Origin of the sequence: Hydrangea phyllody phytoplasma (genome assembly GCF_036985185.1) — a bacterium.
Taxonomy (GTDB): domain Bacteria; phylum Bacillota_I; class Bacilli_A; order Acholeplasmatales; family Acholeplasmataceae; genus Phytoplasma; species Phytoplasma asteris.
This window is the reverse complement of record NZ_BSDA01000004.1, coordinates 1-24,123: the sequence shown is the minus strand read 5'-3', so window position 1 is coordinate 24,123 and position 24,123 is coordinate 1. Positions and strand designations below refer to the sequence as shown.

Here is a 24,123-nt window from a genome sequence, read left to right as displayed (position 1 = left end):
ATTTATTCTATACTGGGACGAATTATTTTGACGAATAATCCTTTTCTAAAATATGTTTTTTAAGCCATTTAATGCCGCTATATTTTTTTCTTTTGATATAATATTAATATAAAATACATATTATTAGAATAATAATATAATGCATGCAAATTTAATTTATTATTTAAAATGCGTAATATATTTGACAGTAAGCTAACTTATTTCAAACAATTTTAACTTTTTCATGTATTAAATTAACTGAAATGCATTATTGAAATGCAAATATGAATTAAATCAAACTGCAAAAAAAATCACAAAAAAAGCTAAAGAAGCAAAAGGAGTTTTTAATGCCAGCCTTATTTCCCAAAAAAATTAAAGTTATTTATGATGGTCTCTTGCAAGGTCAAGTTTATGAAATGGCTCAAAGTCTAGACTTTTCCTTTCAACATATCCAAGATGCCCTTTCCAAATTAACCGATGAAAACGTTTTTTTACTTACTCGCAGTGTGAAATTTGGACAAGTATCTGATGATGCCAAAACTTTTTTAGACAAAAACGCTACCAAAGTAATAGGTGTTGCTGTGTCTGGCAATAAAAATTGGGGCAAAAACTATGGCAAAGCAGGCGACACCATCGCTTCTACTTACAATGTGCCTTTGGTTCTCAAATTCGAAGGTTCGGGCATGCCAGAAGAAAGAACTTTTTTAAAAAAATGGCTTGCTTGCTATTGTAACGACCAAAAATTGCCTTATTATCAATCCCAAACGCAAGCACAACTTCAAACACTCACCCCAAAAAAAACCGTCTTGCCACCTTGGATTACACTCAACAATCAAATTATTGACGAACAAGGAAACATCAAAGACCTCAATAAAGATAAAGAAGCTTTACAAAGTTTTTTGCAAGAAGGAGTTTTGCCCAAACTAAAACGTTTTGCCACTTTGCAAGAAAAATTAACTTTTTTACAAGAAAACGAATATTATGAAAGTGCTTTTTTGCAAAAATACACCCACTCGCAAATTAAAGAAATCTACCAAATTGCCTACCAAAAAAATTTCACTTTCCCAACTTTTATGGGAGCTTTCAAATTTTACCACGATTACGCCCTTAAAACTCGTGACAAACAACACTATTTAGAAACCTACGAAGACCGCTTGTCAGTAAACGCCCTTTATCATGCCAAAGGTGACTTTGAAATTGCCAAACGCCTCATTGTATCCTTAATCAACCAAGACTTTACTCCTGCAACTCCCACTTTGCTCAACACAGGCAAAAAACATCGTGGCGAATTTGTCTCTTGCTTTTTGTTAGAAGCTGGTGACTCTTTAAACGACATTGCCCGCATTAATGAATTTTCGATGCAACTTTCCAAAATTGGCGGTGGCGTTTCGATTAACATCACTAATTTGCGTGCCAAAGGTGAATCTATCAAAGGCATCAAAGGCGTGTGTAAAGGTGTTGTAGGTGTGTGCAAATTATTAGACCACAGTTTCCGTTATGCTGATCAAATGGGACAACGTACAGGTGCTGGCGCTGTTTATTTGAACGTTTTTCACTCCGATATCATTGATTTTTTAAGTACGAAAAAATTAAGCGCTGACGAGGATGTTCGTGTTAAAACTTTATCTTTGGGCGTTGTAGTTCCTAATAAAATGATTGAACTTGCCCGCAACAACGAAGTTATGTATACCTTTTCCCCGCACACTGTTTTTTTAGAATACGGCAAAAATTTTGCTGACATCGCAGTTGATATGGACTATTGGTACGATATTTTAGTTGCCAATCCCAAAGTGCAAAAAAAAGCCATCAATCCACGCCAACTCTTAGAACTTATTGCCCACATGCAAGGCGAATCAGGCTATCCTTACTTAATGTTTTGCGACAACACCAATCAAGCAAACACTTCCGATCTGAAAGTCAAGTTTTCTAATTTATGTACTGAAATCCTCCAACCCACTATCACTTCACATTACAAAGATTACCATCAAACCCAGCAAGACGAAATTGGTATGGACATTTCATGCAATCTAGCATCAGGACACATGGGAAACATGATTACTAACAATACCATTCAAGAAACTGTTTTTATGGCGATGGAAGTAATGAACTGTGTTTCTGAAAACACTAACATTAGTTATGTGCCAGCTGTTGCCAAAGCTAATTTTCTTAACCGCAGTGTAGGTTTTGGAATTATGGGTCATCACGGTTTTTTAGCTCAAAATTACATTGCTTTTGGAAGTGAAGAAAACAAAGATTTAATTGATGTTTTTTTCAATGCCGTTAATTTTTACAGCCTTCTTCATTCTTGCAATAAAGCTAAAACCACAGGTAAAAAGTTTTATCGTTTTGAACAATCCAAATACGCTGATGGTAGTTATTTTGACAATCGCGGTGAAATTTTACCCAAAACTGCCAAAATCAAAAAAATGTTCCAAAACATCACCTTGCCCACGCAAAACGATTGGCACCAACTCAAACAAGATGTTATGCAATTTGGGCTCTACAATTCTCATCGCCTCGCAGTGGCTCCAAACGGCTCAATTGGATACATTATGGGAGCAACTCCTTCTTTGACTCCTGTAAAACAATTAGTAGAGGAACGCACCTATGGCAACTCCAAAACTTACTGTCCAATGCCTGCCTTAAAACAAACTTCCTTTATGTACACCACTGCTTATAAAATGAACAAATACGACCTCATTGATGTTATTGCCATTGCCCAAAAGCACGTTGATCAAGGTATTTCGTTTGAACTTGGTATTACATCTGATATTACTACGCGTGAATTACAAAAATACTATCTTTATGCTCATCATAAAAAGATAAAAACCCTTTATTACACACGAACCCAAAAGCTAAAAATTGATGAATGTGAGGCTTGTGGTGTTTAAAAACACCCTATAAAACCGAATAAAAAATAATTAATGGAATAAAACTTTCATTAATACACTATATTTATAAATCTCAGGCAATTTTGATTGCTTCTCGTACTTGGTTTTTTGTAATTTTGTTTTTGCTAAAATAAGGCTATCAAATGGATAGTCTTTTTTTATTCTTAACAACGATTATTTCTTGCCTCAACCCCTTTTATATCAAAATAAACACCTTCATTATTTTCCAAAAATATAAATACTAACTTATCAAAATACAAATCAACCCCAATCAATCCTTCATTATTTTCCAAATTACAATCCCAAATCACAACCCTTTCAATTTTATCCCAATTAATTTATACTAAAAAATTCAAAAACCCTAAAAGAAAAAAGGAGTAAATCAATGAAAACTAAAAATTCCCAACCCCACCCAACTTCTAAAAGCCCTTTTCAAGGAGCTAACTGGAATGTGTTAGAAGACAAATATACCCATTTTTTTTATGAACAAAATTTAAGCCAATTTTGGCGTCCTGAAGATATCAGTTTGCAAGGTGATCTTGCTGCTTGGAGTGAACTTACCTTAGAAGAAAAAACTGCTTATTCCCGCAATCTTTTAGTTCTTACTTTTTTAGATACTTATCAAGGTGATTTGGGTATGCCTGTTATTGCTCGTTCGTTAGAAGAACATGAACACCAAAAAAAAGCTACCCTTAATTTTATGGGAGCTATGGAAAATGCAGTACATGCTAAAAGTTATTCTAATATTTTTATGAGCTATTTAACTAACAAAGAAATTAATCAACTTTTTTTGTGGGGCACCCAGCAAACAAGCCTTCAAACTATGATGCAAGTAATTGTAAAAGTTTATGAGGCTTTGGAAGACCAAATTTATTTGAAAAAACAATTCTCCTTACAATTTAGTGAATTGGAATTTAAAAAAACTCAGTGGCAAGCTATGGCAGTATCGGTTTTTTTAGAAACTTGGTTGTTTTACAGTGGGTTTTACTATTCTTTATATTTTTATGGTCAAGGTAAATTGATGCAATCAGGAGAAATTATTAATTTAATTATTCGTGATGAAAGTATTCATGGTGTTTATGTGGGGCGTCTTGCAACTGAAATTTATCAACTGTTTGATAAGCCTGCCCAACAAACTTTAAAAACATGGTTAGATGATTTGATGCAACAACTCTATCAAACCCAAACTTCCTTAGTTCATGCCATTTATCATAAACTAAATTTAGAAGATGATGTTAATAAATTTGTGCGTTATAATGCCAATAAAGCTTTAATGAATTTGGGATTTGATGCTTTTTTTCCATCCGAAAATGTAAATCCTGTTATCATTAATGGACTTAATACTGAGACTAAAACTATGGATAACTTTTCTATGAAGGGAAACGGTTATCAAAAAATGCGCTCTGAGGCGTTGCAAGATGAAGATTTTTATTTTTAAGACACAATCAACAATAAAAAAAAAGACTAGTTTTTAAACTAGCTTTTTTTGTTTTAAAAAACATTTAGTTTTATCATAATTCCTTTCTTTTTATACTAAAATAAGTATTTTTGTGTTGCAAACTTGCTTTTTAGTGGTAAAATAAAATTAATTCATTGGCGTTTTTTTGGGAAGAAAAAAACATATCAATGAGGGAAAGATTAAAAAGGAAGTTATAAAACATGTTACAAGAAAATAAAACATGCGAATGTAATAAATAATTTGCTGTTTTTTTTGTTTCTTGCGTGTTTTATAATTTTGCAACTTATCATTTCTAACAAAAAATTAATTCATAATTTATTATATTTATTGTTATAAATATTTATCATTATTCTTATCCTTTATTTTGTTGCACTAATCTATCCCAAAGAAAATAACTTATTTTATTCCAAATATATAACTTTCAAATCAAACCCAAACCTAAATCATTTTCGCCATAAATTTATTTTAGAAAATAAACAACTTATAAATTCTAAAAAAGAGGTATTTAATATGGGTTTTTTTGAATACTTAATTAATCCTTCTAAAAGAGTAAAAAAAATATTAAAACCACGTAATCCTGATGACGATATTACTTTTTTAGTACAAGAAAAAATTGAAGAAATTAAAAATCAAAAAAAATTACCAATTAAGTAAAAAAATCAAATTAGGAACTCATAATACTGTTTTTATTAAATTTTTTATTTTATCATGTGTTTTTGTATTTGGTGGCTTATCTGCTTATCTTTTTTTCAAAAACGAATCTAATATTTATAAATATTTAGAATTTATTAAATCTTTAAAATTAAAAATTTATATTATTGATATCTCTGCATTTTGTCAACTTGATATTGATGATTTATTAAAAGTAAATAATATAGATGCTAAAATAAAACTTTATTTTGGTATCTTAATGGTGCCCTGGGATTTGATTTTTAGCAATTTCATCATTTCTTGTAGGCATTGGGATTTATCTTTTCAATCCTTTATTAAAATTTGGGATTTTGTTATTTGCTTTAGTTTCAGGTTTTATTTTTATAGGTTTTGTCCCTACTCTCTTGGAATTAAATAATGATCCTTTTTTAAAATCTTTGTCTTTGGTTTTGATAATAATCCCTATTATAGCAACTTCCTTAATTGTTGCTTTTGCCACTTATTTATATAATATTAAAAAAACTCAATTTAGTCCTCAATTTCGTTTGCAAACCATGAACTGTTCCGTTTTTTGTATGCTACTTTATTTTGCTTTTACCGCTTTTATGGGAAACAATATTTGGACTTTCCCCCTTTTATTCAACATTTAATTCCTTTAATATCTTTGTTAATTACTATTTTGATTTTAGTTTTTATTACTGTTTTATATAAAATAAATAAAATTAAAGTTTATCCTGGATTCATTAAAGTTTTAAAAATATTTTTTCTTATTAGTTTTATTGGTGAAATTATTTGTTTTTTTTATACTGCTATCATAATTATTTTTCTAACTTCTTTTTTCTTATTATCCTTATATTTTTATCCTTAATAACTTTTATCATAGGTATTTTAAGGTGGGTTTATGTTTTACATCAATTAGATAACTTTGCTAAAAATAAAGTGCTTGCCAAAGAATGTGAATGGATTTTAGTGAATTTTTTATGGCTTTCTAGTATGGAAGTATTTTGCAGTATATTTGAACTTTTTATATATGTTATTACTTATTTAGGTAATATAAAAAATGATAAAAGATAAAAATTTAAGTATTTATATTAAATTGGAAAGAGGTATTTAATATTATTATAATTATTTTTCGTTTATTTAAGGGTAAAAAATAAATTCATTAACTACAAATAAAACATAATTCATAATTATAACCTCAAACTATTTACTTAGTTTGAGGTTTTTATATCTTACAATAATTATTAAAAAACAAACTTATGTTTTACAATCAATTAATAGTTTAAAGAAATGTTTGAAAGAAACCCAAAAACAAGAACAAAAGGAAAAAAGATTAATTGAAATTCAAATTTTTGAATGGTCTAGATTAGTTGGCAGCATTTCTTATTTGTTTGCTCTTTTTTTATTTTATTATGGTATAAATAAAGAATTAGGTTAATTATATAAAATATTTAATATTGTGTGTTTCTTTCCTTTTTTAATATCTAGTTTATTAATAGATTATAGAACTTTTAATATTTTTTTAATATGTTAGTTAATTTTGTTTATAATATAAAGAAAAAAAGAAAAAACCTCACTAATCCCCAAACACTTATAATTAAATATTTTTTAGATATTTTGCTATTTTTATAATTAAAAAATGTTATAATACAAATGTAAAAATCCCTTTTATTTAAAGTGTTAAAAGTTGGTTTTTTATTGGTTGGTCTTTTGACTTTAAAGTATTGTTTTGCGTTTTTCTTTTTGAGTTTTGCAATAATTGAATTTCAACCCATTTAAAAAAACATCCCATTTTTGATTTTTCAAATTATTTTTTCATATTTGTTATTTATTAAAATTGTTTTATAAAAATATTAAAATCTAAAATTTTAAAGAGTTTTGAATCCTTTTTTGACTTTTGTTATTTCTTTATTTTGATACAATAACTAAAATAATTACAAAATTTATCTTTAATTTTTTATTAAAAAGGAGTTTTGAAATGATAGAAAATTATAATTTTACCTCTAAATCTTTGCAATTTGCTAAAGGTTTTAAAGCTTTTATTGCTCGTGGTAATGTCATTAATTTAGCTGTTGCAGTTGTAATAGGACAACTTTTTGCCAAAATTGTAAGTTCTTTGGTAGCAGATATTATTATGCCTCTTTTTTCTTTGTTGTTTAATTATACTGGGGCTTTAAAAGATTTGAAATTGGAAATTAAAGCCAATACTTATCTTGGTTATGGTAATTTTTTGCAAACTATTTTAGAGTTTTTGTTGCTTTCTTTTATTATTTATACTATTTTAACTTTAATGTCATGGAAAAATCCTTTGCAAAAGGATAAAGTCGATAAGAATATGTTACTTTTACAACAAAGTCTTGATAAAGAAATTGCTTTATTAGAAGAAATTAAAGATATTTTGAAATCAAATAAGTAATTGCAAGTTAGTATTAACAATAAATATTATTTAGTTGTTATTAAAGCAATTATAAGGGACTATTTTTAATAGTCTTTTTTTATTACGTTTTATTATTTTAATTATATTTTCATCCTTTTTATCCTTATTTTTTACCATTATTACTTGAAAGAAATTGCAACAAAAAAATTAACCATATAAACAAAGGAATTGTGAGTTTAGACTAATGAAAATTATTTGGAAATATTTATTCAAATACAAAATGTTGCTGTTATTAAATTTAATTGCTGTTTTGTTTGTTTGTTGTGGTGAATTGGGAATTCCTTTTATAATTGGTAAATTTATTATTGATTATAATAAAAATCAAATTGATCCTTTCGCACTTTTAGGGCTTTTAGCTTTATGTGCTTGTTGTGGTTTTATAGGAAATCTAATTCTTAATTATTGTGCTTCCAAAGTATCATCCTTGCTTTTTCAAGATTTAAGCGTCGATATTTTTAAAAAAGTACAAACTTTTTCGCCCACTGAGATGAAACAATTAGGGATTTCTTCTATCCTTAACTATACTACTTTGGATGTTTTTCAAGTAATGAATTTCATTTCTGTTTTTTACCGTACTGCTGTTGTGTCTCCCATTATGCTTGTAGCTAGTGTTGTTGCTATTTTTTATGTAGCTTCTTTTTTGCTTTTAGGAATCCTTTTTGTTGCTCCTTTTTTAGTTTTAACCTTATTTATTATTCTTAAAAAATCTTATATTTTATCACAGCAACAACAAAAAAAATTAGATGAATTAAATGTTATTACTCGCGAAAATTTAATTGGGATTAAATCTATTCGTGCTTTTCGCCAAAGTCAATATGAAACTTCTCGTTTTTCTAAAGTAAATCGTAAATATAGTTTTTTTTCTATTAAATTATTTAATTTTATGGTTTCTATTGATCCTATCTTTTATTTGTTTTTAAATTGTTCTATTTTGATTAATGTTGGAGTAGGAGTATATTATTTAACTCAAAGTCATCCTGATTTTACTACGGGAAAACTTCTTTCATGTATTGATTATCAATTTCATGTTTTATTTGCTATTTTAGATTTTTTATTACTCTTTATGATGTTTCCTAAAACTTTGGTATCTGTTAGAAGAATTGAAAATGTTTTAAATATTACCCCTAAAATTAAAAATGTTTGTAAACCTTTAAAACCGCAAATGCCTTTTCAAACTTTGTCTTTTGAAAATGTCACTTTTACTTATCCTGATGCTACACAACCCATGTTAGAAAAGATTAATTTTAGTATGAAACAAGGACAAATTGTAGCTTTTGTAGGTGCTACTGGTTCAGGAAAATCAACCCTAATAGGGCTTATTCCTCGCCTTTATGATGTGTGCGAAGGTGCTATTAAAATTAATGATATTGATATTAAAGAATATGATCTTAATTATTTGCGTAATAAAATTAGTTTTATTTCTCAAAAAAATGTTTTATTTAAAGGAACTATTAGAAGTAATTTAGCTTTTGGCAAACAAAATCCTCAAGAAAATCAAATGACAGAAGCATTGCAACTTGCTCAAGCTTATCAAATTGTACAAAATAAAAATCATAAATTTAATGAAATAGTAAGTGAATTAGGTACTAATTTTTCAGGGGGACAAAAACAAAGGCTTTCTATGGCAAGAGGATTTCTTAAAAAACCTGATATCTATATTTTTGATGATTCTTTTTCAGCTCTTGATTATAAAACTGAATATGAAATTAGAAAAGCTTTTTTTGAAATGAAAGATCAAGCCTTAGTGTTAATTGTTGCTCAAAGACTTACTTCTGTTATTAATGCTGATAAAATTATTGTTTTAGAAGAAGGAAAAATGAAAGCTATAGGAACTCATCAAGAATTAATGAAAAATTGTCTTCTTTATCAAGAAATTGCCAAATCCCAAAATTTAGAGGTTGTTGTATGAAAAGAATTTTGAGATATTTAAAACCTTTTAAAAAACAAATTAATTTAGGGATTTTCTTAATTTTTGTAGCTTGCCTTTTTAATGTTTTTTTGTTTTATTTTGAAGGTAGATTTATTACTGATAAAATTCAAAATTATTATAAAGATAAAAATTCCTTTTCTGTTCCTTTTTTTGGCAATGATATTATGTCTTATATTATCTTTATTTTATGTATTAATTTATTTTTATATTTTGTTGTTGTTATGTGTCGTGTCTTTTTTAATAAAATGTTAATTTCATCTATTCATCAAGGGATGAGAGATTTGCGTCAAGATGTGCAAAAAAAAATTCATCGTTTACCTATTAAATACTTTGATTCTAATACTTTAGGAAATATTATGAGTCGGATGACAAATGATATTGAAGTTATTTCTAATGCCTTGCAACAATCTTTTTCTATTATGTTAGCTGCTTTTTTAATGATTGTAATGATTGTTTGTTTTATGTTTGTTTTACATCTTTTTTTAGGTATTATTGTCTTTATGATGATTCCTTTTTCCTTTTATGCTATTTATAAAGTGTTTACTAAATCACAGAAAATCTTTATTCAAAGGTTTGATGCATCAGGGAATCATCATGGTTTTTTACAAGAAAAATATACTGGATATAAAGAAATTATTTTATATAATCAACAAAATACAGTTATTGAAGAGTTTAGTTATCAAAGTAAGTATTTAGAAAAGTTAGTTTTTAAATCTAATTTTTTGTCTGGATTAACTTCGCCAATTGTATGTTTATTTACTCATTTTACTTTAATTGCAGTTAGTATGATGGGATTTTTTTTGATTGAAGGACATAATATACCTCTTTTTTTAACTAAATTAGGAGTAGGAGTTATTGGAATAGGACTTTTTAGATGTTTTTTACAATTTGTGTGGCGTTTAGGGAACCCCATTATTGAAATAGGTCATATGTCAGTTTTATTACAATCTGCTAATGCTGCTTCTAGAAGAGTATTTGCTTTTTTAAATGAAATTGAAGAAGCTCCTGAAGTGCTCAAACCTCAAGTTATTGCCAATCCTCAAGGAGAAGTTGTTTTTGAAAATGTTTCTTTTGGTTATAATAAAAGAGATATGTTATTAAGTAATATTAATTTTGTTGCCAAGCCAGGACAAACCATAGCTATTGTAGGTCCTACAGGTTCAGGTAAATCTACTTTAATTAATCTTTTAATGCGTTTTTATGATATTAATGCAGGGTCTATTAAAGTTGATGGAGTTGATATTCGCGAGTTAAAGAAAGATAATTTAAGAACTATTTTTGGAATGGTATTACAAGATACTTGGTTTTTTAAAGATACTATTTGGCAAAATATTAAATATGGTAAACAAGATGCAACTGATGAAGAAGTAATACAAGCAGCCAAGCAAGCTCAAGTTAATTATTTTATTAATACTAAGCCTAATGGTTATCAGATGCAAATTAATGAAGAAGCAGATAACTTATCACAAGGAGAAAAACAATTAATTACTATTGCAAGGACTATTTTAAGTAATCCTAAAATATTAATTTTGGATGAGGCTACTTCTAATGTAGATACTAGAATTGAAATTTTGTTACAACAAGCCATTCAAAAGTTAATTCAAAATAAAACTGCTTTTGTTATTGCTCATAGATTGTCTACTATTGTTAATGCTGATAAGATATTAGTGCTTCATAGAGGGGCTATTATTGAACAAGGAACACATCAAGAATTATTAAATTATAAAGGATTTTATTATAAACTATATCAAAGTCAATTTCAAAAATAAGATATAATATTAATATTAAATATAAAGATCAACTATAAAAATAGTTGGTCTTTTCCTTATTTGTAAGTTATTATTTTATTATTTAAAGATTGTTTATTGGTGTTGTTTGTTTTAGGTGATATGTTATAATAAGAATAATCAATTGCGATAATGTATAAAAAAATTATGGGAGATTATATTTGTGTTGTAAACTGGATAATTATTTGATTGATTTATTTTCAAAACTATAAATTATTATAGAGTGAATATTTTGAGATCATAATCGAATTTAAAAAGGAGTAAAAAAATGAAACAAATTAAATCTTCATATATTATATATACTTTTGTTATAATTATTTTTATTCCTTAATAAAAAAAGAATTAATTTCTGATGATTTTATAAAAGGATTAAATGATAAAATTTTTGATTTAGATTATTTAAAAATTTGTTTACCTAATTCAAAAGATATAGAAAATTATGATGAATTATCTACTACTATTAAAATTTATAATGAAAAAGTTAACCAATTAGAAAAACAACATAAATTTAATCAAATTACTGAATCTTATTATAAGAAATGTTATTTAAAATTATGTGTTTTATTTAAGGAAATTTCTAAAAATATTTATAAAGTAAAAAAAAAGATAATGGTTATGAGACTCGTTTAAAAGGGTTTAATTATTTTATGTTTGAACCTTTGGAACGAATTAAATATTATAAAAAACATTTAAAAGAAAAAAAAGAAGAAAGGTATTTGTCATTAAGTGATGATGATTTGAAATTTGATTATTCTTTAAAAAAGCAATTAAAAGAAAATAAATTGCAAGAAATTAAACCAAAATCAAAAATTTTAAGGCATTATCGAGATTCTTCACAAAATGCTAAGGATAAACTTTTATATAATTTCAAAGATTCTAAAAAAATATCTTTTATTACTTTGACAGCTCCTTATGATGATTTACAAGGTAAAACTATAAAATATACTCATGAACCTGATATTATGGGGCAAGTAAGGAAACGTTTTATTCGTTTAGTGAGAAAAAGTTATTTATCAAATTTATTTCAACAATTCTCTCAAAAAGAGCTGGTTTATTCTAAAATGCAAGATTTTCGATATTTTTGGTCTTTGGAAACTACTAAATTAGGAGTTATTCATTACCATATTATTTTTAATATTGATGTTTTAAATTCTTTTGGCGTATATTCTCGTTATTTGTGTACTGATAAAGATTATGCTTTGTGTTTGAAAAACCGACCTATTAAAGGGAATAAGAGTATTTTTTTATGATGATTATTTAATGCATAAAATAGATAAAAAAGGTAATATTAAAATACCTCAAAATTATTACGAGAAAAATAATTTTAAAGTGCCAAAAATTACTCTGCTTTGGGCTAATGCTTATGCATCTGTTATGAATAAAAATAATATAAAATATTATAAACATTTAAATCCCATTAGTCAAAATGTACAAATTTTTAGACCATCAAAAAAAATCTTTTATTTGAAAAAATTGAAATTAGTAAATGTAAAGTTTTTTATAAAGGTACTTTTGATAAAAAAGATTATGTTAATAAAATTGTTTCATATGTTAGTAAATATGTTTCTAAAAATGATAAACAAATTGAATCAAATTCTAATAAAGGAATTGATTTTTATAGTCGTCATTTGTTTGGATTTTCTCGTACATGTTTTTCTTGTCCTCAAAAATCTTTTTTGGCATTATTTCCTTATGATAGCGATAGATTACACGCGTGTTGGTTATTTACGTGCAGCCCCGCTCCAAACCGTACAAGCAAGTTTCCAAGCATACGGCTTTCCCATTCACAGCCTATTTCTAGGGTCTTCTAAATATCACTATTTAGTTGATTGATTATTCAGACGTTTATTATTTTCCTATTGTCATTGAAGCTTATTATTTGTTCGTTGGTTCTCCTTCTATGGCACTGTTTACATAGCACCATAGTTGCTTTATTCATCACGCTTTGCTAGTTGCGATTTCGCACTGTCTTAGTGTGGTGTATTTCCAACTTAACGTCATACCTTTGGCACATTTCACATTCTTCCGCTTTTAAACGGTCTGTGAGATGTGTACGACTTAGGTATATATTCGGATTAGGAATGATATCAAGGTTAATATCCTTATATCTTCTCATCCTTTTAATCCTATCCCAGGTGTACTTCGGCCAGGTTTCATATCTTGGTTTTGTTTTTATCGTGTACTTGACACCCCAAGTCCCCTGACCTCGGTTCAATTTCTTACGGACTCTGGCGATGGAAGTTTTGTATTTCCCCGCTATTGTCTTTAAACAAGAGTACTCTGCAATATAGGCCAACTTTGTTAACTGATTCAGGTTTCTTCCATATGCGAAGTATCTGATTATACCTTCAGCCACTCTTTTATATGACTTAATTATTTCTAATTCGTCTCTAAAATGTAGTTGTCTATCATGTATAATCTTTCTCTTCTTAGAGTCCGTCATCCATTTTTTGCATCTTTTGTCTATCTCATCCTTCGGAATTCCGATATCGGTTTCTCCGTTAAGCGTTTTCCTTGCAGATTTATTTTTAGACGATGCCGTTGGGTTGACTCTTATGAGGTATGAAAGAAATTTTGTTCCCTTTTGTGCTGGTACGATTTTGGATTTGTCATAAGATATTGACAATCCTAAATCCCGTACTAACCAGGATACCACCTTTTGTTGTAGTTCGTTGGCCTGTTCCATTGTTCCTGTACACCCGATGATGAAGTCGTCCGCATAGCGAATGTATTCTACTCTAATGTTTGGATTTATGTTAATGTCTCTCGCGACTTTAGCTTTTCTTACAAGTCCTAAACGTTGTAATTTTCTATATTTAGGATTGACTTTCCTTTTTGGTATTCCTTGTTCTATTAGTTTTTCCATCTTTTCGTCAATTTGATGAAGGTAGATGTTAGCTAATAAAGGAGATATAATTCCACCTTGGGGAGCGCCCGAGAAGGTCTTTTGAAAAACCCAGTTATCCATTATGCCTGCCTCCAACCATTGTTTTATGGTTTTGAGGGTTTTGGCTTTACGGATGTCTTTGCTGAGAAGTTTTAACAATATGTCATGATTAATTGTGTCAAAGAAGCCTTTGATATCAATTTTTATTAACCATTTTATTCCCTTAAATCTCTCCTTAATGCGTTTAATTGCATCATGTGGTGATTTGTTAGGTCTAAATCCATAGCTCCATTTTGAGAATTTTACTTCATAAAATGGATTGAGTAGTTGGTACATTGTCTGTTGGATTATTCTATCCTCCATTGTCGGGATACCTAATGGTCTTTTATCTCCGTTAGGTTTGGGGATATAAACTCTCCTGAGGGGCTTGGGTTGGTATTGATTGGTTCTGTATTTATCATTTAACCCGATAATGTAGTTCCAATCTTTTCCGTCAATAGTTTGACCGTCCGTCCCATGCGTCCCTGCACCGTCATTCCCTGCAACCTTGTTGAAGGCGAATGTGATGTTATCCAGGGAGTTCATATCTTGTTGCAGTTCCTTTTTCAAGGTTAACCTGTTTAATGATTTTGTCTGAACTCTATTCAGTAAGTTTGAAAGCTTAGAAGTTTTATCTGCTTCATTTGGTTGCATTTGCATCAACCTCCTTTCTCCCGAACTGAATAATTCACTGTGAATCTAACTTCTTCGCCTTGTACCTAGCTTTCCTAGGCTCCGTGTGAGGGCAATTATCTTGGTTATTCCAAACCAAGTTTTAATTCCTCCGACTACTAAAAGTCTCTTTTTCCTTGAACCCAGAGGCATTTTAATTTCCTCTGTTTGGTATGGTTTTTAGGAATCTCGAATTTCCGACATCATTATGCCTGATAGTTTTAGGTTCGCTTTCGTTGTTAAAGCTTGTGGCTAGACTAGAACACTTTGTTTCCGTCAACGATATCATGAAGGGTGCTACTTAAAGCGACATGTGATTATATATAAAGACTTAAATCATATCTTCATATCTTACCTTCATTCCAGGGTTTCAATAACTTGCCCTTGAAGTTCTTAAATTACGATAATTTCCGCGATTAGGGATTTGCACCTTTTCCATGACTATCTTAGTCTTGCGAAAGCATCTTGGCTAGTTATTTCACCTCACTCCGCTTTTACGGTCTGCTGTAATCCACCATTCTTTCGTTTGGCTGACCGACCGCATGACCTCACGGAATAATCAAATCCGTGGCAACTGGCTAGATTACTATAATGATGCGTTTATTCGCGCCCATATAATTAAAGAAATAGAATTAAGTTCATTTCCAATTGTTAATTTTAACTTTTCTAATATATTTGAATGGAATATTAAACAAAGAGTTAATGAAAGAAATATTAAAATTCCACATAATTTAACTTTGTTGTTTAAATCTTATATGAATTCAAATCAATTTCAAAATTCTAATTATTTTAGTTTAAATTTATCTAGTATTCAACCAAAAAATTATTTTCTTAATAAGAATTTTAAAAAATATTTTAAGTTACAAAAACTTAAATTAAAAAAAATCTTAAAAAAGATTATGAAAAAAAAGATATTAAAATATTAAATAAAGTTGAATGTCAATATTGGTATAGATATCTTGAAAATAATTATATTCAAAGTTTACAACTTTTTTCTTAATTTAATTTGATTAAATTAGTTTAAATTAAATATTTTTAATTAATTTTGCTGTCCTAATATTGGACGGCTTTTGTTGTTGTAAAAAAATAAATAAAATTATTTATAAATTATAAAAACTTAAAAAAACTTTAAATTATTGAAATTATTAATGTTATAATATAGGTAATAAGAAAAAGATTTTTTTTAAAAGAAACAATATTTTGAAAAAACTCAGTAATCGCCTACAAAAATCCCTTGAGGCTCTTCTGGTGGCTATAATTTAATAATGCCAGAAAAAGAAACTTTTTTTACTTCTGATAAAAAAATGCTAGCTCAAATTACATCTTATTTGGGCGGGCGTGTAGCTGAAGAAATAATTTTTAATGAAGTTTCTAATGGGGCTTATGATGATTTTAGACAAGTAACAAAAATAGCTCGTTTAATGGTTACTAAATATGGTATGAGTAGTTTAGGAGTGAGCCAGGATTCTGAGTTTTCCGATAAAACAGCAATAGATTTAGAAATCAAAAAAATTATTGCAAAATGTTTTATACTAAAGCAAAAGAAATTATTTCACAAAATAAAGACTTATTAGAACAAGAAACAATCACTAAAGAAGAAATAGATAAACTTTTATAATCAAATATACTAAATAAGACTCTCATTTATTGAGAGTCTTATTTTTATTTATTACCTCCAATATTTCAACAAATACATAATAAAAGCAACAAAAAGACACTTTTAATTCCAACATAGTTGTTTTTTTATTAATTTACAAGTATAATAAAGTATAATATTAAAGATGCAGTAAAAAATTATTAAATGTTACAAATCAAAAAACTATTATAAATTAGTGTAACTTTTTACTTTTGAACAATTATTTAACTTTGTTTCACAAATAAAATTATTACTCCAACCATAATTGTTATAAAAACAAAATACCAAAATACTTTTTATTAGGGTCTTAACTAAAAATATTAAGTCTTACAACTTTTTTTACTGAAAGTAAAAATGACAGCAAATACACAGTTGATAGTTTTTAAAATGATGCCTTTTTTCAAGATTATTAATTATTTAGCAACTCCAAACAATAACTTGAAATCATAAAAGGTTTAAAAATATCTTATAAAAAGGGTTTAGTGTTTTTGTGCACTTAGCAAACATTTTATATTTATATCTGTATAATTTAATTTTTAAATTAAAAAGAAAGATGAGGAATTTATGAATACTTTATTCGAACAATTACCTATTTTAGAGCAAACTAAAAAAGCTTTAAAAGAACTCAATTTTATTGATGCTACTCCAATTCAGGCCTTAGTAATTCCAGAAATTATAAAAGGACACGACGTAATTGGACAAGCTCAAACAGGAACAGGAAAAACTTTTGCTTTTGGTATTCCCATTATCGAAAAAATTGAACCAAAAATCCAAAAAACTCAAAGTTTAATTTTATGCCCTACTAGAGAATTAACTCTCCAAGTATACGAAGAATTAAAAAAATTACTAAGATTTTATCAAGAAATAAAAATCGCTGTTGTTTATGGTGGTGAATCTTACACCAAACAATTTAGAGACCTAGAAGCTAAACCTCATTTAATTATTGCTACTCCTGGACGTGCAATTGACCATCTAGAAAGAGGTAAAATCGACATCTCAGCACTAAAAATTCTAACTCTTGACGAAGCAGATGAAATGTTAAAAATGGGATTCCAAGAAGCCTTAGAAACAATCTTAAAAAAGATTCCAGAAGAAAGACAAACTGTTTTATTCTCAGCAACTCTACCTCCATTTATTAAAAAAATAGCAAGCAAATACCAAAAAGACACTAAAATCCTACAAGTTCCTGTTAAAAACATTGCAGTTAATGCAATCGAACAAAATTACTTTTTAGTAAAAGAAGTTGACAAAGCTAAATTATTAGTACGTTTACTAGACTTAAAAAAAGACTATTCAGCTATCTTATTTGCAAACACTAAAAAAGATGTTGACGAAATTACAGCTTACCTTCAAGACAAAGGCTTTTTAGCTGATGCAGTTCACGGCGATTTAAAACAAAATCAAAGACAATATGTAATGAATAATTTCCGTAAAGGCAAAATCAAAATCTTAATTGCAACTGATGTAGCTGCAAGAGGACTTGACATTTCTGACATCAAAATGGTAATTAACTATGACTTACCACACGAAGACGAAGTTTATGTTCACCGTATCGGAAGAACTGGAAGAGCTGGCAAAAAAGGTTTAGCTTACAGTTTAATTAGCCCAAGAAAAGCAAGCCAACTTAAAAAATTAGAATACTACTTAAAAGAAAAAATTACTTTACTAGATATTCCTTCTGTTCAAAGCATCAAATTACAAAATGCCAAAGATTTAGAAAAAAAGCTATTAAACATCATTGAAAAAAACAAGGAAGACGCTACTCCAAATCCATTAGCACAAAAGTTATTAGAAACTTTTTCTTCTGAACAAATTATCCAAGGATTATTGAAAAACTTTTTACCAAAAGAAAGAAATTACACTGACATCCTTCCTCCAAAAATGACTACTAACAATTCTTTTACCAGATCACGTTTTGGTGGCGAATCTAGATTTGGTTCTTATGGTTCTAACAACTCTTACGGCAATAACTCTTACCAAAGAGCAAATAGCAACTTTATAGAAGTAGTTATTAATTTAGGCAAAAAAGACAATATTAATCCTCCAATATTATTAAAATTATTAAAAGATCATTTCCAAATTTATGGCAAAAATATTGGCAATATCAAACACTTAACTCACGAAACTATTTTTGAAGTAGCAAGTCGTTTTTGGAATCAAATGAAAAACAAAACTAATATTCGTTTCCAAAACAAAACTTTAATTCTTAACAAAAAAGATTAAAAACTAATAAATTAACAAAATAATAATTTAATAATAACAAAAAAGCTAGCTTCAACAAGCTAGCTTTTTCTTATATTTGCATAATTTAAAATAAAAATAAAAAATCAATTAATTTCAATTAATAATTTAGATTAATTGCTAATATTATATCTTTTTTTAATTTCAGCAACCAAATGATTATAAATTTTAGGATTATTAGTTAAATATTTTTTAACACTTTCTGTTCCTTGACCAATTTTTTCATCTTTAAAACTATACCAAGAACCACTTTTTTGAATCAAATTAAGGTTAGTTGCTAAATCAATTACTTCTATCATTTTAGCAATACCTTTACCATAAATAATATCAATAGTAGCAGTTTTAAGAGGAGATGAAAGTTTGGATTTAACTACTTTTACTTTGGAACGAATCCCTACAACTTGGTCCCCTTGTTTAAGGGTTTCTGCTCTTCTAATGTCTAAACGCAAAGAAGCAAAAAATTTTAAGGCTTTACCACCTGGAGTTACTTCAGGATTACCAAAAACCATCCCTGTTTTTTCTCTAAGTTGATTAATATAGATAACAACTGTATCAGTTTTATTAATGATTCCTGACTGTTTACGCATGGCTTGCCCCATCATTCGTGCTTGCAAACCCATAGCCATATTACCCATATCACCTACTAATTCTGCCTCAGGAACTAATGCTGCTACAGAATCAACTACCAAAAGACTAATTTTGCCACTTGCAATTAATCTACAAGCAATATCTAAAGCTTTTTCACCTGAATCAGGTTGTGAGATTAAAAGTTTATCAAGATTTACTCCAATAGCCTTTGCATAACCTGGGTCTAAGGCATGTTCTGCATCAATAAAAGCAACATTACCTCCCTTTTTTTGAGCCTCTGAAATGGCATGCAAAGTTAAAGTAGTTTTGCCTGAACTTTCAGGACCATAAATTTCAATAATTCTTCCTTTATCATAACCACCAATTTCTAAGGCAATATCCAACGACAAAGAACCAGTAGAAATGGATTCAATTCCTTTATGAGTTTTGGAGTTGAATTGCATAATGCTACCTTTACCAAACTTTTTTTCAATATCCTTAATAGTGTCTTCTAAATCGTTTTTGTTTTGTGTATTTTGCATAAATAATTTTCCTTTGGTTTTTTATTTTAGTTTTGATGAAATATAATTTTTAAATATTGTAAGTAAAATAATAAAGATAAAATAGTAAGATGAAAATAATTATTAAAGATAAATTTAAAAATTTAGAAACATATATAAAAGACAGATTTTAAAATATAATAAAAACAGCAGTAACAAAATAAAGATCTCGCTGAACCCCAAAAACTAGACAATAAATATTTTAAAAAAATAGGGTACAGTGAGGATCAAAAAAATGAATTACTCAGGAGCAAAATTTTTACGAATAATTTTATAATTTTTAAAAAAATAATCAAAACCAGAAACAATAGTTAAAACAACTGAAACAAGCAGGCAAATATCACCTATATTACTTAGATATCCAAACCATTTTTTTAAATTTGCATCACAAGCAAAAGTAGAAGAAGTATACAACCCAAAAAAAAGGCAAATGATGGCAACGAATGTAAAAACGGTTTTGGCTTTGCCCCAAAAAGATGCACTAATAACAACTCCTTCTTTATTAGAAACTACCAATCTTATTCCTGTTACTAAAAATTCTCTAATCACTATAATCATAATAACAGCAGTAAAAAAATTTTTAGGCATTTGAGTATCTGCAAATAAAAAAGTTCCTTGCGTAGCAGACAAACGACATTGACAAATATAAAAAAGTGTTATAATAACTAATAATTTATCGGCAATAGGATCAAAAAACTTACCAAAAACAGTTTGTTGTTGATATTTTTTAGCTATATAACCATCCAAATAATCAGTAATAGCAGCCACTATAAAGATAATTTGAAAAGCCAAAACATTAGCAAATTCAGGCTCACTTTCACTTACACACATCAAAGGCAAAAGCACAAACACTAAAACAATCCTAAAAACAGTAATTAAATTAGCCAACAAAGGAAACATACATTACTCCTTTAGTAATTTTGTAAAAAAACTCATATTTTTGTTTAATTAAATATGGTTCAAAAAGACAAATCATTTCTTTGAATATCAAAAAATAAAAATAGTAAATGTTTAAGGACAAAAATAAGATTTTCAAAACCTCTTATATACTATTATTATAACATTATTGATAAATGTTTTTAGTAAGTGTTTTTATATACATAACATAATTGTTATTATTTTGAGTAATTATTACAATTAAAAGATAAATTATAAAAACTCTACATTTATCTACATTTAAAAAGTAAATTAAATTTTTTCTACATTTATAAATAAATTTTGTATAAAGAAAACATATTTAACTTAATTTTTAAATGTTTATAATACAAATAAATTAGCAAAATGTTTTTTATAGTTTTTTGTGTTTAAAAATCTCACGGAACCCAACTATTAGCATAAACAAATCGAAGGGCACCGCAATAGTTAAAAATGTTTTATAATTTTGATATAAATATGTTAGCTATTTTGCATTGCAATAATTTCAATCAAATCAACTAATAATAAAATACTAAAATAATATTAAATAATCATAAATACTTATGATAAATATTTTTCATATTTATATATATAAAATATAATTAATATAACAAAGGATAAGCAATACTAACTACTACTACTACTAAAGCTCCACCAATACGAGTAGCTATTTGAGCAAAAGGCATTAATCCCATCAAATCAGAAGCTGATAAAATAGCAACATTACCAGCACCTCCAATACTATTGGTACAAAGCCCTGCAGTAATTGATGATTCTACTGGATAATAACCTAACTTTTTGCCTAAATACCCCGCTACTAAAGCAACTGATAATACACACATTATACATGTAAAGACAAATTTAACATTTAATTGTTTTAACATATCTTCCATTGGAATACTAGAACCTAAAATTACTAAAAAAGCAGATGTAAAATTAGTAGTAACAAATTTAGAAGCTTGATTAATACAACTATTATAATAATCAGATACTACATTAAATAATTTCATCAAAACAACTACAAACACTAAAAAAACAATATATTCTGGTAGGTATTTTTTAATATTTGGTAATAATAAAATTAAGGATTCTTTTATTAAAACACTCAATAAATATAAAGTAAAAATAGCAATTAAACCTGTAGTTATTTGAGAATAACTTAATTTTTTAGGAACTGATTTAGAAGTATTTTTATCTGAATTTTTTGGAGTTTCTTTAACTTCCAATTTACCATAACCACTATATTTAGTAGTTTTCAAAAATTTCTTAATAAGCCCAGAAGCAAAAATACTAAAGATTCCTCCTACTAATAAAGCAGGAGTCATATGAGACATAAAAGTTTCTTGCCAATCTAGATTCTGCCCAGCATAAGCATTTTTTAAAGGAGTAACTCCAGATGACATACCACCACTTGCTAAAGGAGCAAAAATATAAAAGACAGCATCTAAAAAGCCCCCTTTAGAAGTTTGAGAGGCATTTTCTAACCCTCCAATAGGATTTAATAAAGCCCCCAAAGTTCCTACAACTAAAGCACCAGTAAGCAAAGATACTAATATTAAAGGAATAAATTTTTTAAAAGAACTTTTTAATAACTTTTTATCCATACTTAAAAAACTACCAATAATTAAAGCAGAAACAAAAAAACTAGCAAAACCAATAGCTTTATAAGTATATTGAGTTTCTTTTACTGTTATAGACTCAGCATTTAAATGTTTCATAATACTTTGCATAAACTTTTGCATTTGCAAAAAGATAGAATCATCTTTAAAAAAAGGATAAGTAAACAAAATAGAAGGTACTAAAATACATAAAATAGAACCACCTCCAATATCTTTTAAGAGGGGAGTTTTAGCACCTATTTTTTGTAAAACAGCAGCTAAAAGCATAGCTATTAATAAAGGGGTAATTAATGGATGAAATGCAGGATTAAATTTCTTAGTAGTTTGAAAACTTACAAATCCCAAAACAAAAACTTGCACAAAAACTACTAAACTCATCAAACAAAAAAGAGGCACACTAAACCCTAAAATAGTTTTTTGAGGAGCAAAAATACTATTAACTTTTTTAGAGTCTTTATTATCTTTATTATTATTGTTTTCTTTATTATCTGGGGAACTTTGTTCCTGTTCTATACTCATTTTCTTACTACTCCAGTTTCTTTAGCTACTTTACAAACTGCCAAAGCAATTTGTTTAACTACTTCTTTATTAAAGAGAGTTGGTAAAATATTATTTTCATTTAAATCTTTTTCTTTAATGATGTTTTTTAGAGCATAAATAGCAGCTTTTTTCATCTCTTCGGTAATTTTAGTTGCTTTAGCATCTAATGCCCCACGGAAAACACCTGGAAAAGCAAGACAATTATTTACTTGATTAGGAAAATCAGATCTCCCAGTAGCAACAATTCTAGCCCCACCTTTTTTAGCTTCATCTGGCATAATTTCTGGTACTGGATTAGCTAGAGCAAAAACAATTGCATCTTTTGCCATAGTAGATACCATTTCAGCTGTAACAATACCAGGAGCAGATACACCAACAAAAATATCTTTTCCTTTAAGTACTTCTTTCAAAGTTCCTTTTTCTTGATATTTATTAGTTACTTCAACTAATTTTTTTTGCGGCTCATTAAGATTGGCTACTCCTTTATATAAAGCTCCTGTTTTATCAACTAAAACAATATTGTTAACTTTTAATAACAACAACATTTTAGCAATTGCCATCCCTGCAGAACCTGCTCCATTAATAACTACTTGAACATCTTCAATAGATTTTTTAACTACTTTTAAAGCATTTAGAATTCCTGCAGCAACTACAATAACAGTACCATGTTGATCATCATGAAAAACAGGAATATCAAGTTTAGCTTTAAGAGCATCTTCAACTTCAATACATTGAGGCGACTTAATATCTTCTAAATTAATTGCTCCAAAAACAGTTGAAATTTTAGAAACAATATTTACTATTTCTTGAGAATCAGTAGAATCAATACAAATAGGAAAAGAATCAATCCCTGCTAATTCCTTAAACAAAATAGCTTTTCCTTCCATCACTGGCAAAGAAGCTTTCGGACCAATATTACCCAATCCTAAAACTGCAGTCCCATTTGTAACAACACCTACCATATTACCTTTCATAGTATAACGATAAACATCACTAGGATTTTCCTTAATTTTTAAACAAGGCTCTGCTACTCCTGGAGTATAAGCTAATGCTAAATCATCTAAGTTTTGTACTTTTACTTTACTTACAATACCTACTTTACCTTTATTTTTCTCATGTATTTCTAATGCTTTTTCTTTGATGTTCATTTAACTGAAGATCTCCTTTTATATTTCTTTATGTATTTTATATATATTTGAAGGGTGATTTGATCTTGAAATTATTACCAAAAAACAATCATCCGTCTATATTTTATACCTTATTTAATAAAATAATTAATATTTTTTTTACTTTTTTAACATTTATTTAAATAT

General features: G+C 27.8%; 17 protein-coding genes. 11 read left to right on the top strand and 6 right to left on the bottom strand.

Translation table 11 applies throughout. The annotated features are described in order from the left end of the window. Positions 1 to 326: 326 nt before the first annotated feature. Positions 327 to 2,870: a class 1b ribonucleoside-diphosphate reductase subunit alpha gene (gene nrdE / locus AACP42_RS02110; protein WP_212775572.1), complete on the top strand. Its 2,544-nt coding sequence runs from the start codon at positions 327 to 329 to the stop codon at positions 2,868 to 2,870. A 164-nt stretch (positions 2,871 to 3,034) separates the two neighbouring features. On the opposite strand, the gene AACP42_RS02105 is transcribed toward nrdE, so the two are convergent. After that, complete coding sequence (locus AACP42_RS02105; RefSeq protein ID WP_283241828.1) at positions 3,035 to 3,163, bottom strand: hypothetical protein; 129 nt, start codon at positions 3,161 to 3,163, stop codon at positions 3,035 to 3,037. Between the two features lie 92 nt (positions 3,164 to 3,255). Here AACP42_RS02105 and nrdF point away from each other — a divergent pair, with 92 nt between their 5' ends. The 8 genes from nrdF (at position 3,256) to AACP42_RS02065 (ending at position 12,967) form a co-directional block, all read left to right on the top strand. Further along, positions 3,256 to 4,308 (top strand): class 1b ribonucleoside-diphosphate reductase subunit beta, encoded by a 1,053-nt coding sequence (gene nrdF / locus AACP42_RS02100; RefSeq protein ID WP_212509255.1) that lies wholly within the window; start codon positions 3,256 to 3,258, stop codon positions 4,306 to 4,308. A gap of 531 nt (positions 4,309 to 4,839) precedes the next feature. After that, on the top strand, positions 4,840 to 4,983 hold the full coding sequence (locus tag AACP42_RS02095; protein WP_156956343.1) for a hypothetical protein: 144 nt from the start codon (positions 4,840 to 4,842) through the stop codon (positions 4,981 to 4,983). A 1,291-nt stretch (positions 4,984 to 6,274) separates the two neighbouring features. Then, positions 6,275 to 6,418 carry a hypothetical protein gene (locus AACP42_RS02090; protein WP_172642355.1) on the top strand — a complete coding sequence of 48 codons (144 nt, stop codon included), beginning with the start codon at positions 6,275 to 6,277 and terminating at the stop codon, positions 6,416 to 6,418. A 540-nt stretch (positions 6,419 to 6,958) separates the two neighbouring features. Beyond that, positions 6,959 to 7,396: a large conductance mechanosensitive channel protein MscL gene (gene mscL / locus AACP42_RS02085; protein WP_212775573.1), complete on the top strand. Its 438-nt coding sequence runs from the start codon at positions 6,959 to 6,961 to the stop codon at positions 7,394 to 7,396. Positions 7,397 to 7,601: 205 nt separating this feature from the next. Further along, positions 7,602 to 9,326, top strand: a complete 1,725-nt coding sequence (locus AACP42_RS02080) for an ABC transporter ATP-binding protein (protein ID WP_212775574.1) — start codon at positions 7,602 to 7,604, stop codon at positions 9,324 to 9,326. Next, positions 9,323 to 11,116 carry an ABC transporter ATP-binding protein gene (locus AACP42_RS02075; RefSeq protein ID WP_212775575.1) on the top strand — a complete coding sequence of 598 codons (1,794 nt, stop codon included), beginning with the start codon at positions 9,323 to 9,325 and terminating at the stop codon, positions 11,114 to 11,116. The genes AACP42_RS02080 and AACP42_RS02075 overlap by 4 nt, the downstream gene beginning before the upstream one ends. A gap of 665 nt (positions 11,117 to 11,781) precedes the next feature. After that, positions 11,782 to 12,384: a hypothetical protein gene (locus AACP42_RS02070; RefSeq protein ID WP_339332561.1), complete on the top strand. Its 603-nt coding sequence runs from the start codon at positions 11,782 to 11,784 to the stop codon at positions 12,382 to 12,384. A gap of 358 nt (positions 12,385 to 12,742) precedes the next feature. Further along, entirely contained in the window at positions 12,743 to 12,967 is a 225-nt protein-coding gene (locus AACP42_RS02065; protein WP_339332560.1) for a hypothetical protein, read from the top strand. A gap of 115 nt (positions 12,968 to 13,082) precedes the next feature. Here AACP42_RS02065 and ltrA read toward each other — a convergent pair whose 3' ends face one another. Further along, positions 13,083 to 14,714 (bottom strand): group II intron reverse transcriptase/maturase, encoded by a 1,632-nt coding sequence (gene ltrA, locus AACP42_RS02060; RefSeq protein WP_339332557.1) that lies wholly within the window; start codon positions 14,712 to 14,714, stop codon positions 13,083 to 13,085. A gap of 1,283 nt (positions 14,715 to 15,997) precedes the next feature. Between ltrA and AACP42_RS02055 the strand changes: the two genes are divergently transcribed. Together AACP42_RS02055 and AACP42_RS02050 are read left to right on the top strand one after the other, a co-directional pair. After that, complete coding sequence (locus tag AACP42_RS02055; RefSeq protein WP_339332319.1) at positions 15,998 to 16,306, top strand: hypothetical protein; 309 nt, start codon at positions 15,998 to 16,000, stop codon at positions 16,304 to 16,306. A gap of 626 nt (positions 16,307 to 16,932) precedes the next feature. Then, positions 16,933 to 18,591, top strand: coding sequence for a DEAD/DEAH box helicase (locus tag AACP42_RS02050; protein WP_212775607.1), 1,659 nt, complete (start codon positions 16,933 to 16,935; stop codon positions 18,589 to 18,591). A 131-nt stretch (positions 18,592 to 18,722) separates the two neighbouring features. Here the strand turns inward: AACP42_RS02050 and recA are convergent, their stop codons facing one another. The 4 genes from recA to AACP42_RS02030 form a co-directional block, all read right to left on the bottom strand. After that, positions 18,723 to 19,718 carry a recombinase RecA gene (recA, locus tag AACP42_RS02045; protein ID WP_212775606.1) on the bottom strand — a complete coding sequence of 332 codons (996 nt, stop codon included), beginning with the start codon at positions 19,716 to 19,718 and terminating at the stop codon, positions 18,723 to 18,725. A gap of 258 nt (positions 19,719 to 19,976) precedes the next feature. Beyond that, complete coding sequence (pgsA, locus tag AACP42_RS02040) at positions 19,977 to 20,636, bottom strand: CDP-diacylglycerol--glycerol-3-phosphate 3-phosphatidyltransferase (protein ID WP_212775605.1); 660 nt, start codon at positions 20,634 to 20,636, stop codon at positions 19,977 to 19,979. Positions 20,637 to 21,253: 617 nt separating this feature from the next. Continuing rightward, positions 21,254 to 22,789, bottom strand: coding sequence for a 2-hydroxycarboxylate transporter family protein (locus AACP42_RS02035; RefSeq protein WP_212775604.1), 1,536 nt, complete (start codon positions 22,787 to 22,789; stop codon positions 21,254 to 21,256). Further along, entirely contained in the window at positions 22,786 to 23,958 is a 1,173-nt protein-coding gene (locus AACP42_RS02030) for an NAD(P)-dependent malic enzyme (RefSeq protein WP_212775603.1), read from the bottom strand. The genes AACP42_RS02035 and AACP42_RS02030 overlap by 4 nt, the downstream gene beginning before the upstream one ends. Positions 23,959 to 24,123: the final 165 nt, after the last annotated feature.

Excerpts from the sequence above, each read along its gene's own strand:
- nrdE (WP_212775572.1), top strand. The coding sequence starts at position 327 with ATGCCAGCCTTATTTCCCAAAAAAATTAAAGTTATTTATGATGGTCTC.
- nrdF (WP_212509255.1), top strand. The coding sequence starts at position 3,256 with ATGAAAACTAAAAATTCCCAACCCCACCCAACTTCTAAAAGCCCTTTT.
- AACP42_RS02095 (WP_156956343.1), top strand. The coding sequence starts at position 4,840 with ATGGGTTTTTTTGAATACTTAATTAATCCTTCTAAAAGAGTAAAAAAA.
- mscL (WP_212775573.1), top strand. The coding sequence starts at position 6,959 with ATGATAGAAAATTATAATTTTACCTCTAAATCTTTGCAATTTGCTAAA.
- AACP42_RS02080 (WP_212775574.1), top strand. The coding sequence starts at position 7,602 with ATGAAAATTATTTGGAAATATTTATTCAAATACAAAATGTTGCTGTTA.
- AACP42_RS02075 (WP_212775575.1), top strand. The coding sequence starts at position 9,323 with ATGAAAAGAATTTTGAGATATTTAAAACCTTTTAAAAAACAAATTAAT.
- AACP42_RS02070 (WP_339332561.1), top strand. The coding sequence starts at position 11,782 with ATGTTTGAACCTTTGGAACGAATTAAATATTATAAAAAACATTTAAAA.
- ltrA (WP_339332557.1), bottom strand. The coding sequence starts at position 14,714 with ATGCAACCAAATGAAGCAGATAAAACTTCTAAGCTTTCAAACTTACTG.
- AACP42_RS02055 (WP_339332319.1), top strand. The coding sequence starts at position 15,998 with ATGCCAGAAAAAGAAACTTTTTTTACTTCTGATAAAAAAATGCTAGCT.
- AACP42_RS02050 (WP_212775607.1), top strand. The coding sequence starts at position 16,933 with ATGAATACTTTATTCGAACAATTACCTATTTTAGAGCAAACTAAAAAA.
- recA (WP_212775606.1), bottom strand. The coding sequence starts at position 19,718 with ATGCAAAATACACAAAACAAAAACGATTTAGAAGACACTATTAAGGAT.
- pgsA (WP_212775605.1), bottom strand. The coding sequence starts at position 20,636 with ATGTTTCCTTTGTTGGCTAATTTAATTACTGTTTTTAGGATTGTTTTA.
- AACP42_RS02035 (WP_212775604.1), bottom strand. The coding sequence starts at position 22,789 with ATGAGTATAGAACAGGAACAAAGTTCCCCAGATAATAAAGAAAACAAT.
- AACP42_RS02030 (WP_212775603.1), bottom strand. The coding sequence starts at position 23,958 with ATGAACATCAAAGAAAAAGCATTAGAAATACATGAGAAAAATAAAGGT.